Origin of the sequence: Roseateles aquatilis, assembly GCF_002205645.1 — a bacterium.
Classification (GTDB): Bacteria; Pseudomonadota; Gammaproteobacteria; order Burkholderiales; family Burkholderiaceae_C; genus Roseateles; species Roseateles aquatilis.
Genome location: NZ_NIOF01000001.1, coordinates 911,407 through 924,988 on the forward strand (window position 1 = coordinate 911,407; position 13,582 = coordinate 924,988).

At 68.4% G+C, this 13,582-nt stretch carries 7 protein-coding genes; 6 read left to right on the forward strand and 1 reads right to left on the reverse strand.

Features of this window, described 5'->3' with window-relative positions:
• Positions 1 to 58: 58 nt before the first annotated feature.
• The 4 genes from CDN99_RS03875 (at position 59) to CDN99_RS29600 (ending at position 6,624) form a co-directional block, all read left to right on the forward strand.
• Positions 59 to 2,101 (forward strand): M13 family metallopeptidase, encoded by a 2,043-nt coding sequence (locus CDN99_RS03875; RefSeq protein WP_088382752.1) that lies wholly within the window; start codon positions 59 to 61, stop codon positions 2,099 to 2,101.
• Between the two features lie 553 nt (positions 2,102 to 2,654).
• Positions 2,655 to 3,164, forward strand: a complete 510-nt coding sequence (locus CDN99_RS03880) for a hypothetical protein (protein ID WP_088382753.1) — start codon at positions 2,655 to 2,657, stop codon at positions 3,162 to 3,164.
• A 243-nt stretch (positions 3,165 to 3,407) separates the two neighbouring features.
• On the forward strand, positions 3,408 to 4,403 hold the full coding sequence (locus tag CDN99_RS03885; protein WP_088382754.1) for a Bug family tripartite tricarboxylate transporter substrate binding protein: 996 nt from the start codon (positions 3,408 to 3,410) through the stop codon (positions 4,401 to 4,403).
• 283 nt (positions 4,404 to 4,686) lie between these two features.
• Entirely contained in the window at positions 4,687 to 6,624 is a 1,938-nt protein-coding gene (locus CDN99_RS29600; RefSeq protein ID WP_088382755.1) for a methyl-accepting chemotaxis protein, read from the forward strand.
• A gap of 366 nt (positions 6,625 to 6,990) precedes the next feature.
• Here CDN99_RS29600 and CDN99_RS03895 read toward each other — a convergent pair whose 3' ends face one another.
• Entirely contained in the window at positions 6,991 to 10,884 is a 3,894-nt protein-coding gene (locus tag CDN99_RS03895; RefSeq protein WP_238139385.1) for a DUF3683 domain-containing protein, read from the reverse strand.
• 412 nt (positions 10,885 to 11,296) lie between these two features.
• Between CDN99_RS03895 and ugpB the strand changes: the two genes are divergently transcribed.
• Positions 11,297 to 12,619, forward strand: a complete 1,323-nt coding sequence (ugpB, locus tag CDN99_RS03900; protein WP_088382756.1) for a sn-glycerol-3-phosphate ABC transporter substrate-binding protein UgpB — start codon at positions 11,297 to 11,299, stop codon at positions 12,617 to 12,619.
• Between the two features lie 74 nt (positions 12,620 to 12,693).
• Complete coding sequence (gene ugpA, locus CDN99_RS03905) at positions 12,694 to 13,581, forward strand: sn-glycerol-3-phosphate ABC transporter permease UgpA (RefSeq protein WP_088382757.1); 888 nt, start codon at positions 12,694 to 12,696, stop codon at positions 13,579 to 13,581.
• Position 13,582: the final 1 nt, after the last annotated feature.

A 13,582-nucleotide genomic window follows, 5' to 3' on the forward strand; every position in this document is an offset into this window, starting at 1 on the left:
GACACGGGAGGGGCTCGTTTAGCCTGCCCGTCTTGTCTTTTTCGCCACACTCGTGGCCATGCCCATGTTCCGAACCCGCCTGATCGCCGCCGCCGCGGTGGCTGCCCTGTCCATCGCCGCCACGCCGTCGCGCGCGCTGGACGTCGCCAGCTTCTCGCCGGACGTCTCGCCTTGCGCCGACTTCTATGACTACGTGAACGGTCCCTGGGTCGCCCGCACCGAGTTGCCGGCGGACCGCACCCGGATCGGCAGCTTCGACGCGCTGCGCGTGGCCAACGACCGTCTGCTGAGCGAGGCGCTGGCGGAATTGGTCGCCAAGCCGGAACTGCGCAAGACGCCCGGGCTGAAGCAGGTCGCCGCCTACTACGCCAGCGGTCTGGACCTGGCCGCCATCGAAGCGCAGGGCCTCAAGCCCGTGCAGCCGCTGCTGGACCGGGTGGCGTCGATCAAGACGGCGCAGGACCTGCCCTTCGCGCTGGCGCAACTGGGCCGCGTGGGGATCTCGGCCCCGGTGGGCGCCTATGTCCGCGCCGACGTCAAGAACACGCGCGTCAACGTGCTGACGCTGGGCCAGAGCGGCCTGGGCCTGCCGGACCGCGACGACTACTTCAAGGACACCGAGATCGCCCGGAAGCTGCGCGCCGCCTACCGGCTGTATGCGCAGCGGCTGCTGTCGTCGGCGGGCTTCGAGGCGACGCCGGCGGCCATCGACGCGCTGATGGCCTTCGAGACCCGGCTGGCCGACGCCACCACGCCGCGCGCGCAATTGCGCGACCCGCTGGCGGTCTACAACCCGATGACGACGCCGGAGCTGACCGACAAGGCACCCGGCCTGGCCTGGGACGCCTACCTGAAGGCGCTGACGCGCAGCGACTCGCGCCCCGGCGGCGTGGAGCGGCTGATCGTCGCGCAGCCCGAGTTCATGAAGCGCGTCGCGGCGATGGCCAAGGACGTGCCGATGGCCACGTGGCAGACCTACCTGCGCCTGCGCGTGCTGGAGAACAGCGCCGCGCGCCTGCCCAAGGCCTTCGCCGACGCCGACTTCGACTACCGCGGCGTCGCCATCAGCGGCCTGGAACAGCGCCCCCCACGCAACGAGGAAGTGATCCTGCTCATCGGCGGCCGCACCGGCGGCGCGCCGCTGGGGTTGGCGCTGGGCGAGCTGTTCGTGTCCAAGGCGTTCTCGCCCGAGGCCCAGCGGCGCGCGACGCTGCTGATCGGCGACGTCAAGGCGGCGATGAAGACGCGCATCCAGAACCTCGACTGGATGAGCCCCGCGACCAAGCTCAAGGCGCTGGAGAAGCTGGAGGCGATGCAGCCCAAGATCGGCGCGCCGGAGAAATGGCCGACCTACGACGGCATGACGCTGGACGCGAAGGAGTTCGCCGGCAACCAGCTGCGCGCGGCGGCCTGGCAGCACGGCGAGCAGATCAAGGACCTGGACCGCCCCAGCGACCGCACCCGGTGGACGATGTCGCCCTACATCGTGAACGCGCAGGCCGGCGGCCTGAACGAGATCACCTTCCCGGCCGGCATCCTGCAGCCGCCGTTCTTCGACGCCAAGCTCGACGACGCGATGAACTACGGCGGCATCGGCATGGTGATCGGCCACGAGATCGTCCACCACTTCGACGACCGCGGCCGGCAGTTCGACAGCATCGGCAGCCTGAACGACTGGTGGACCACCGCGGACGCCGACAACTACAAGGCGCGCGCCGACCGCGTCGCGGCGCTGTACGACGGCTACGAGCCGGTCAAGGGCACGCACATCAACGGTCGGCTGACGCTGGGCGAGAACCTCTCGGACATGGCCGGCATGCCGATCGCCTTCGATGCGCTTCAGAACGCGCTCAAGCGCACCGGCAAGACGGACAAGATCGACGGCTTCACGCAGGAGCAGCGCTTCTTCCTGTCCAACGCGCTGGTGTGGCGCAACAAGTCGCGCGAGGCCGCGCTGCTGAACCAGTTGCGCACCGATCCGCATTCACCGGGCAAGTACCGCGTGCTGGCGCCGATGTCCAACATGCCGGAGTTCGCCAAGGCGTTCAGTTGCAAGAGCGGCGACGCGATGGTCGCGGCGGATCCGATCAAGGTGTGGTGATCGGCCGCAGCCGACCGGTCGGTCGGTCGGCTGATCACCTGATCAACTTATCAACTGATCGCTTGACCACTTGATCGCTTGACCACTTGACCACTTGATCGCTTGATCGCTTGATCGCTTGATCGCTTGATCGCTTGATCGGTCGATCGCTTGATCGGTCGGTCGATCGGTCGATCGGTCGATGACACGGGGCCCGCGAGCCGAGAGGCGCGTCGGGCCCCATGTCTTTTGACTGGTCGCCACGGAAGTCATGGATCGACCGCCTCACGTGCGGGGTCAGGTCTTGTCACCGTTCCGTCACACCCTCGCCGGCGGCGTGTCATGAGTCGGTCAGCATGACTTTTCACCCGATGGATACTGGTGAAAATCGATCCCGCCTCATCCTGCGACGGACGCGCTTCGTCGCGGATTTCTGTCGATACGCGCCCGATCTTCCACGCTTGGTCGCGCGCCGCTTGGTGCGGCCGCGGGCGCTGCCTACGCTGACGACAGTCCGATCGATGAGCCGCACCCAGGCGGCGCGCGACGGCCCCTCAGCCCGTAGGAGCAAGCGATGAACACCACCACCACCCGCACCCCGATCAAGTCCCTCGTCCACGCCACGCTCGGCGCGATGCTCGCCGTCCTGTCCGTCGGCGCCGCGCAGGCGGCGCCGGACGACCTCGCCCGCGTCGAAGTCAGCGGCCGCCGTCCCGGCGAAATGCCGCGCACCGACGTGCGCGCCAACTGCCCCGGCGTCGACGCCGCGATCATCCAGCGGGTGAGCGCGCTGCAGTACCGCACCCGCGAGGAAGGCCTCTCGACCATCAGCTTCCGCCTCAACGGTGCGACCGTCGGCGAAGTGCACCAGAGCGAAGGTCCCGACGTCTATCGCCAGGCCCTGCGCCGCGCGGTGGCCTCGCTGCAATGCACCGGCCCGGCGCGCGATTCGCTGTTCGTGATGCAGGTCCGGTTCCGCAACGACGAGGACGGCACCGACCCGGGCAACCGCGTCGCACTGGTCGAGTTCGCACCGCCCGCCGCCGGCACGGCCAGCACCGTGGCGAGCGCCGCGGGCCGCTGAACAGCCGGACCGGTGCGCCGCCAGGCACAGGCACAGGCACAGGCACAGGCACAGGCACAGGCACAGGCACAGGCACAGGCCACGGAGCACGGAACCGGGACACCGAGCGAGGCGCGAAGGCGCCGTGCCGTGCGGCCGCCTCACCCGCACGGCGCGGTGCGCGGCACCATCGGGTTGTTCCTGAATGGGTCGCCGGAGGGCGCTGGCTAGGATGGGCCAACCCCCATTCCGGAGACACGCCCCATGCCCCGCTGCCCGATCGATGCCGAGCGCCGATCCCTGTTGCTGTCCGCGGCGGGTGTCGCCACCGTCAGCCTGCTGCCTGCCGCGGCGCGCGCGGACACCTGGCCGTCCAGGCCGGTGCGCTGGGTGGTCGCCTATCCGGCCGGCGGCGGCTCGGACTTCCTGGCGCGGCAGCTCGCGCCGGTGCTGGGCAAGGCGCTGGGCCAGACCCTCATCATCGACAACAAGCCCGGCGCCGCCGGCATCATCGGCACCGACAACGCCGCCAAGTCGCCGCCCGACGGCTACACCCTCCTCACCGGCGACAACGGCGCGATGGTCTTCAACAGCGCGCTCTACAAGAAGCTGCCCTATGCCCCGAGCGACTTCACGCCGGTCGGCTTCATGGCGCGGTTCCCGCTGCTGCTGGTCGTCAATCCCGCCTCCGGTTTCATCTCCGCGACGCAGTGGCTGGAGGCCGTCAAGGCGCGCCCCGGCAAGTACAGCTATGCCTCGCCCGGCATCGGCAGCCCGCACCACCTGGCCATGGAGCTGCTGAAGGACCGCACCCACAGCTACATCGTGCACGTGCCCTATCGCGGCACGGCGTTCTCGACGCAGGACCTGGTGGCGGGCATCGTGCCCATGGGCATCCTGGACACCGCCGCCGCGCTGCCTCATCTGCGCGCCGGCAAGCTCAAGGCGCTGGCGGTGCTGTCGCCCCGGCGCATCGCGGCGCTGCCCGACGTGCCCAGTTTCGAGGAGCTGGGCGTGCGCGGCGTCGACGTCACCGCCTGGCAAGGCCTGTTCGTGCCCAAGGGCACGCCAGACGCGATCGTGGCACGCCTGGGCAACGAGCTGGGCAAGGCGCTCGCGCAGCCGGAGCTGAAGGCGCGGCTGGAGGACTTCGGCCTGGAGGTCGCCCCCGGCGACGGTGCCTCGCTGGGGCGCTTCGTCCAGCAGGAGACGGTCAAGTGGCACGCCCTGATCCGCAGCCGCGGCATCACGGCGGAATAAGCGCGACCGGACGGGCCACGGCCGCCCCTCGCCCCTCGCCGGCCGTCGACCGTCGACCGTCCGGCCGGTCGCGCCTTGCCAGGGATAGCGCTGTCCAACGGGGTGGGCAATACGTCACATGAACGGCGAATCACTGCGGGTTATCCCTGCAAGGATGGGCGCGAAATGGTCGCTATTCGCTCAGACGCGAATAAAGTTTGACCCCGGCGCAACGACAAAAGCATGAAAAAGCGCTGGAGACCCTCCGCCACTCCTGCTCCGCACCGCCGCGGAGCCGCTTGTCATGAACAACAACTCGAACGCCGTGCGTGCGACGGTGGCCCGTCGTGTTTCCCTGTGGTCCAGCGCCGCCATCGCCGCGATGCTGGTGCTGATCTGCGGGGCCCTGTCCTGGGTCCTGACCAACCAGGCGCGGCAGCGCACCGTGGACTACATGTCGGCGGAGGCCGCCTCGGTCGCCCGCGTCGCCGACGCGCTGGACCGCACGGCGCGTGACTCGGCCAACCAGCTGTACCAGGTGCTGGCCGGGGATTTCGACAAGGGCACGTTCACGCTGGACGCCGATGGCGAGCTGTCCTTCGACGGCCACAAGCTCAACGGCAACTTCGACGCGGTGGACCGCTTCACCCAGCGCACCGGCGGCGCGGCCACGATCTTCGCGCGCAAGGGCACGGACGACTTCGTCCGCATCACGACATCGGTGAAGAAGGAAGACGGCAACCGCGCCGTCGGCACGACCCTGGCGCGCGACGGCGCGGCCTATGCGCGGATCATGGCCGGCGAGACCTACGTCGGGCCGGCGACGCTGTTCAAGGTCCCGTACATGACGCGGTACTCGCCGATCAAGGACGCGGGCGGCAAGACCGTCGGCATCCTGTTCATCGGCTTCGACATGCGAGGGCTGCAGCAGGAGCTGGTCAAGATGTCCGACGCGGTGAAGCTCTACGAGACCGGCGGGCTCTACCTCCTCGATCCGGGCAAGACGCCGGCCGACGCGTTGCTGCGCGCGCATCCGCGGGCGCAAGGGAAGAAGCTGGCCGAAGTGATCAAGCCCGATCAGGCCGAGCTGCTGCTCAAGACCCTCGCCGAGGACAAGGACGGCGTGCTGGAAAACATCCAGACGGTCTACGGCGACAAGTACCAGGATGCGTTCGCGGTGGCGCGCAAGTCGGAGGCCACCGGCTGGTGGGTGGTGGCCGAGGCGTCGCGGGCTCATGCGTTGGCGGCGCACAACGCGACGCTGTGGACCCTGTGGGGTCTGATGCTGGCGGCGGTGGTGCTGCTGGGCGTGGGGGTGACGTGGCTGCTGGGACGGTGGGTGGGGCGGCCGTTGGCTGACCTCAATGAAGCGGTCGATGCGATCGGCGCGGGGGACCTGACCCGGCCGGTGCAGGTCAGGCAGCGGGATGACCTGGGGGTGTTGGCCGCGGGTGTCGAGCGGATGCGGGAGCAGCTGGCGCGGACGATCACCGAGGTGCGGCAGGCCAGCGACAGCATCGGCACCGCGTCCGCCGAGGTGGCGGCCGGTAGCCGCGATCTCTCGGCGCGGACCGAACAGTCGGCCAGCCATCTCCAGGAAACCGCCTCCGCGCTGGAGGAACTGGCCAGTTCGATGAGCCAGACCGCCGCGTCAGCCTCGCAGGCCCATCAACTCGTCGGGGAATCAGATCGCGCAGCCCAACGCGGCGGCGACGTGGTCCGGCAAGTCGTCAGCACCATGGACGACATCAGCGCCGCCAGCCGCCAGATCGGCGACATCATCGGCACCATCGATTCGATCGCGTTCCAGACCAATATCCTGGCGCTCAACGCGGCGGTGGAAGCCGCCCGGGCGGGTGAGCAGGGCCGCGGGTTCGCGGTCGTCGCTTCGGAAGTGCGGCATCTGGCGCAGCGCAGCGCGGAAGCGGCCAAGCAGATCAAGGCGTTGATCACGGCCAGCGGGGAGCGCGTCGAGTCAGGCGCACAACTGGTGGGCCAGACCGGCGTGGCGATGCAGGACATCGTCACCAGCGTGCGGAGGGTGACCGACATCATCGGCGAAATCTCGACGGCGGCTCGTGAGCAGTCTCAAGGCGTCACGCGTATCAACGGGGCGGTCGCGCAACTCGATCAAGGAACCCAGCAGAACGCCGCGCTCGTCGAGGAAAGCACCGCAGCAGCAGAAAGCCTGCGGGAACAGGCGCACCGGCTGGTGGTGCAGGTCGGACAGTTCAGGGTCTGATTCACAACGCCTCCTCACCCCGTGAGAGCCCGCCGGGTCTCGGCCCGGCCGCCGAGTCCCTTTGTCCGCCGACAAAGGAACCAAAACGGCTCTGACGACGCTCATATGCGCTCGCTGCCCAGCCCTCGTCGCTCGTCACTCCGCTCCGAGACTCCTCCAACGATGCCCTCAAACCACCACCACCAGCCTACTCGCATCGCCTCTCTCTAAAGGCTTGCCCGCATTCGCGGGACGCGCCCACCCCTCAACCAGCTCATCCACCCTCTCCGCACGCTCGCCCCTCCCGGGGACTCGCCAGCAAGACCCCATGTCCCCCCAGCCGGGGGGCTGGTGGTGCTGGTGGTGCCGTCGCCGTGCTGATGCCGATCAGACGAGCACGCGCTCGATCCCGCCGTTGTTGGCCTTGGCCACGTATTCCGGCATCCAGTTCTCGCCGAGGATCTTGCGCGCCATCTCCACGACGATGTAATCCGCCTCCAGCAACCCGTTCTGCAGGTCGTCGCCATACCGGCTGAGGCCCTGCAGGCAGGACGGGCAGCTCGTGAGGATCTTGAGGTTCTCCTGAGCCCCCACCTTTCCCGCCTCCCGCAGTTGGGTCTCCGCCTTGCGGAGCTCCTCTTCCTTGCGGAACCGGATCTGCGTCGATACATCCGGCCTCGTCACGCCGAGCGTGCCGCTCTCGCCGCAGCAGCGCTCGTTCTTGACAACCTCCGGGCCGACGAGCGCCTTCACCGTCTTCATCGGCTCCTGGAGCTTCATCGGCGAGTGGCAGGGGTCGTGATAGAGGTAGGCCTGCTTGCTGTCGAGCTTGATGCCCTTCTCCAGCAGGTACTCGTGGATGTCGATGATCCGGCAACCAGGGAAGATGTCTTCGAACTTGTAGCCCTGGAGCTGGTCGTAGCAGGTGCCGCAGGAGACGACGACCGTCTTGATGTCGAGGTAGTTGAGCGTGTTGGCCACGCGATGGAAGAGCACCCGGTTGTCGGTGATGATCTTCTCGGCCTTGTCGAACTGCCCCGACCCGCGCTGCGGGTAGCCGCAGCACAGGTAGCCGGGCGGCAGCACGGTCTGCACGCCGGCATGCCAGAGCATGGCCTGCGTCGCCAGGCCGACCTGGCTGAACAGTCGCTCCGAGCCGCAGCCGGGGAAGTAGAAGACGGCCTCGGCCTCCCCGGAGGTCTTCTGCGGATTGCGGATGATCGGGACGTAGTTCTTGTCCTCGATGTCGAGCAGCGCTCGCGCCGTTTTCTTGGGCAGGCCGCCGGGCAACTTCTTGTTGATGAAGTGGATCACCTGCTCCTTGATCGGCGCGGTGCCCACGGTCGCGGGCGGCGCGCCGGATTGCTTGCGCGCCACGCGCTTGAGCAGGCTGTTGGCGATGCGCTGCGCCTTGAAACCGACGCCGACCATCGCCGCGCGCGCGATCTTGATCGTCTCCGGGTTCGTGGCGTTGAGCATCAGCATCGCGGCCGCGTTGCCCGGCCGGAAGCTCTTCTTGCCCATCTTGCGCAGCAGGTTGCGCATGTTCATCGTGACGTCGCCGAAGTCGATCTTCACCGGGCACGGGTTGACGCACTTGTGGCACACCGTGCAGTGGTCGGCGACGTCCTCGAATTCCTCCCAGTGCTTGATCGACACGCCGCGGCGCGTCTGCTCCTCGTAGAGGAAGGCCTCGACCAGCAGCGAGGTCGCCAGGATCTTGTTGCGCGGGCTGTAGAGCAGATTGGCGCGCGGCACGTGCGTGGCGCAGACCGGCTTGCACTTGCCGCAGCGCAGGCAGTCCTTGATGGAATCGCTGATCGCGCCGATGTCGCTCTGCTGCATGATCAGCGACTCGTGCCCCATCAGCCCGAAGCTGGGCGTGTAGGCGTTGGTCAGGTCGGCGAAGGTCGTCTGCCCGCTCCTGGAGGGCCGCAGCAGCTTGCCCTTGTTGAAACGCCCCTCCGGATCGATGCGCGCCTTGTAGCCGGCGAAGCCGGCCAGCTCCTCGTCGTTGAGGAACTCCAGCTTGGTGATGCCGATGCCGTGCTCGCCCGAGATCACGCCGTCCAGCGACCGCGCCAGTTTCATGATCCGCGCCACCGCCTCGTGCGCGGTCTGCAGCATCTCGTAGTTGTCGGAGTTGACCGGGATGTTGGTGTGCACGTTGCCGTCGCCGGCATGCATGTGCAGCGCCACCCACACCCGGCCGCGCAGCACCTCCTTGTGGATGCGCTTGCACTCCTCCAGGATGGGCGCGAACGAGGCGCCCGCGAAGATGTCCTGCAGCGGCTTCAGGATCTGCTTGCGCCAGCTGGCGCGCAGCGTGTAGTCCTGCAACTGCTCGAAGAAGGACCGCTCGCCGTCGCGCGGCAGGTCCAGCTCCTGCATCCACGCGCGCCACTGCGCGCCGACCGTGTCCAGCAGCGCCAGGGCCTGCTGCACGCGGTCCTCCAGCAGCTCGGCGCTGGGGATCTCGCCAGCGTCGTCGCTCTTGCCCAGCGGCAGGTTGCCGTTGGCGAAGAACTCGCGCAGCGCCTCGGTCAGCGCCAGCTTGTTGCGCAGCGAGAGCTCGATGTTGATGCGCTCGATGCCCAGCGTGTACTCGCCCATGCGCGGCAGCGGGATCACCACGTCCTCGTTCACCTTGAACGCGTTGGTGTGCTTGGAGATCGCCGCCGTGCGCTTGCGGTCCAGCCAGAACTTCTTGCGCGCGTCGGCGCTCACGGCCACGAAGCCCTCGCCCGAGCGGCCGTTGGCCAGGCGCACGACCTCGCTGGTGGCGCGCGCGACCTCGTCCGCGTCGTCGCCGACGATGTCGCCGATCAGCACCATCTTCGGCAGGCCGCCGCGCTTGCTCTTGGTCGCGTAACCGACGGCCTTCAGGTAGCGGTCGTCCAGATGCTCCAGGCCGGCCAGGATCGCCCCGCCCGGCTTCTTCATCTCGCCGAACATGAAGTCCTTGATGTCGACGATGGACGGCACGCAGTCCTTCGGATTGCCGAAGAACTCCAGGCACACGGTGCGCACGTGCGCCGGCATGCGGTGCACGATCCAGCGCGCGCTGGTGATCAGCCCGTCGCAGCCTTCCTTCTGGATGCCGGGCAGCCCGGCCAGGAACTTGTCGGTGACGTCCTTGCCCAGCCCCTCCTTGCGGAAGGTGCGGCCGGGGATGTCCAGGCGCTCGGTGCGCTCCAGCGTCTTGCCGGTCGCGTCGTAGTAGTGCAGGTCGAAGCTGGCGACCTCGACGTCGTGGATCTTGCCCAGGTTGTGGCCGACGCGATGCACCTCCAGCCACTTCGCGTCCGGCGTGACCATGCGCCACGACGCCAGGTTGTCCAGCGCGGTGCCCCAGAGCACGGCCTTCTTGCCACCCGCGTTCATCGCGACGTTGCCGCCGACGCAGGAGGCCTCGGCCGAGGTCGGGTCGACCGCGAAGACGAAGCCGTGCAGCTCCGCCAGGTCCGACACGCGCTGCGTGACGACGCCGGCCTCGGTCCAGATCGTGGGCACCTCGCGGTCCAGGCCCGGCAGCAGCTTCATCTCGACGCCGCGCATGGCCTCCAGCTTCTCGGTGTTGATCACCGCGCTGTTCCACACCAGCGGCACCGCGCCGCCGGTGTAACCGGTGCCGCCGCCGCGCGGGATCACCGTCAGGCCGAGCTCGAAGCAGTCCGCCACCAGCGCCGCCATCTCGCCCTCGGTGTCGGGGGTGAGGACGACGAAGGGGTACTCGACGCGCCAGTCGGTCGCGTCGGTGACGTGCGCGACGCGCGACAGGCCGTCGTACTTGACGTTGTCCTTGGCGGTGTGGCGCGTGAAGACCTTGACGGCGCGCTTGCGCAGCTCCGCTACCTGCTCGAATTGATGCGCGAAGGCGGCGACGGCCGCCTCGGCCGCGGTCAGCAACTCGCCCACCCAGGCATCGCGCTGCGCGTCGTCCTCGGGATGACGGCGGCGCTGCACTTCGGTGAGCCGGTGCCGCAAGGCGCCGATCAACGCCTCGCGGCGCTTCGGGTTGTCCAGCAGGTCGTCCTGCAGGTAGGGATTGCGCTGCACCACCCAGATGTCGCCCAGCACCTCGTAGAGCATGCGCGCGGAGCGGCCGGTCTGGCGCTCGCCGCGCAGGCGGTCCAGCAGCTCCCAGGCCCGGGCCCCGAGCAGACGAAGGACGATTTCGCGATCGGAGAAGGAGGTGTAGTTGTACGGGATCTCGCGCAGCCGGGCGGCGGGCGCGTGGGTCTGGGCTGGGTCGCCGGCCATCGCGGGGTCGGCGGGCATCGGCAGATGCGGTGCATTCATGGCGGCCAGGTGCTCACGCACCCTGGGTTGCGGCGGCCGGCATCCCCGCGGGAAACGCGGAAGACACCGATGCCTGGCTTGGGGGAAAAGCATGCGGCCCGGGTCCGGACAGCGCCCCCGGACTTGTGGTCCCCGAGGCCGCTGGACACGACATCGGAACGGGCGTTCGCGAATGGCCGCGATCGCGGCCGGCCCGGACTGGGCAATGGACGGAATCCTACCCCAGCGCCAGAGGGCAACCACGGGCCAGGGCCTCTCGGGGCCCCGGTGTCACAATGGCCCGATAAGCTCATCGGGGCCATCGCCGCCCTCCCGCGAAGGGATCCGCCAGGGACCCGCGCGAGGCTCGCGACGCGTCCCGCAGAACCCTCTTCACGAGCATCGGAGACCCATGAAGCCCGCATCGACCTCCCTGCTGGCCGCGACGCTGTCGCTGGCCGCCCTCCTCGCCCCCGGCAGCGCGTCCGCGCAGACCGAGATCCAGTGGTGGCACTCGATGAGCGGGGCCCTCGGCGACTGGGTCAACGACCTGGCCAAGGACTTCAACGCCAGCCAGAAGGACTACAAGATCGTCCCCACCTACAAGGGCAGCTACGACGAGTCCATGGCCGGCGCGGTGGCCGCGTTCCGCGCCGGCAACGCGCCGCACATCCTGCAGGTCTTCGAGGTCGGCACCGCCACGATGATGGCCAGCAAGGGCGCCATCGTGCCCGTGGGCCAGGTGATGCAGCAGGCCGGCGTCAAGTTCGACAACGCCGCCTACGTGCCCGCCGTCGCCGGCTACTACACCGCGCCGAACGGCCAGATGCTGAGCTTCCCGTTCAACAGCTCCACCACCGTCTTCCATTACAACAAGGACGCGTTCAAGGCCGCCGGCCTGGACCCCGAGAAGCCGCCCAGTTCCTGGCCCGAGGTGGCCGCCGCCGCCGCCAAGCTCAAGGCCGCCGGCCACAAGTGCCCGTTCACCACCAGCTGGGTCAGCTGGACGCAGCTGGAGAGCTTCTCCGCCTGGCACAACGTCGAGTACGCGACCAGGAACAACGGCTTCGGCGGCCTCGACACGCGGCTCGCGTTCAACACGCCGCTGCACGTGCGCCACATCGAGAACCTGGCCAACATGGCCAAGGCCGGCCTCTTCGTCTACAAGGGCCGCGGCAACAGCGCCGACGCGACCTTCTACTCCGGCGAGTGCGCGATGATGACCGGCTCCTCCGGCCTCTACGCCAACATCAAGAAGAGCGCCAAGTTCGCCTCCGGCATCGCGCCGCTGCCCTATTACCCCGACGTGCCCGGCGCGCCGCAGAACACCATCATCGGCGGCGCCAGCCTGTGGGTGATGTCCGGCAAGAAGCCGGCCGAATACAAGGGCGTGGCCGCGTTCTTCCAGTACCTGTCGCGCCCCGAGGTCGCCTCCGAGAGCCACAAGCGCACCGGTTACCTGCCCGTCACCAAGGCCGCCTACGAGCTGACCGAGAAGAGCGGCTTCTACAAGCAGAACCCCGGCACCGACGTCGCGGTCCAGCAGATGATCCGCAAGACCACCGACAAGTCGCGCGGCGTGCGGCTGGGCAACTTCGCGCAGATCCGCACCGTCATCGACGAGGAGCTCGAACAGGTCTGGGCCGGCAAGAAGGCGCCCAAGGAAGGCCTGGACGCCGCGATCAAGCGCGGCAACGAGCTGCTGGAGCGCTTCCAGAAGGCCAACAAGTCCTGACCTGACCGGTCGGCCCGGCCGGCGACGCAAGGTCGCCCCCGGGCCGCCCCACCCCTCGACGCATCGTCCGACGCATGTCCCAACAGAAACGCGTGGTGTTCCGGTCGGGCTGGCTGCCATGGCTGCTGCTGGCGCCGCAGGCGCTGGTGATCGGCGTCTTCTTCTTCTGGCCCGCGGCGCAGGCGCTGCTGCAGAGCCTGCAGCAGCAGGACGCCTTCGGGCTGTCGACCGAATGGGTGGGGCTGGCCAACTTCCAGCAGCTGTTCAACGACCCGGGCTACCTCGCCTCGTTCAAGACCACGGCCGTGTTCTCGCTGCTGGTCGCGGTCATCGGCCTGGCCCTGTCGCTGCTGCTGGCGACGATGGCGCACCGCGTCGTGCGCGGCGCCGGCCTCTACAAGACGCTGCTGATCTGGCCCTACGCGGTGGCGCCGGCGATCGCGGGCGTGTTGTGGATGTTCATGTTCGCGCCGTCGATCGGCGTCGTCGCCTACGGCCTGGAGCGCGCGGGCATCGCGTGGAATCACCTGCTCGACGCCAACGACGCGATGACGCTGGTCGTCATGGCCGCCGTGTGGAAGCAGGTCTCGTACAACTTCCTGTTCTTCCTGGCCGGCCTGCAGTCGATCCCCAAATCGCTGATCGAAGCCGCCGCGATCGACGGCGCCGGCCCGTGGCGCCGCTTCTGGACCATCACCTTCCCGCTGCTGTCGCCCACCAGCTTCTTCCTGCTGGTGATCAACGTCGTCTACGCGTTCTTCGACACCTTCGGCATCATCGATGCGGCCACCCACGGCGGCCCGGGCAAGGACACCGCGATCCTGGTCTACAAGGTCTATTACGACGGCTTCAAGGCGCTGGACCTGGGCGGCTCGGCCGCGCAGAGCGTGGTGCTGATGGCGATCGTGATCGCGCTGACGGTGATCCAGTTCCGCTTCGTCGAGAAGAAAGTGAATTACTGAG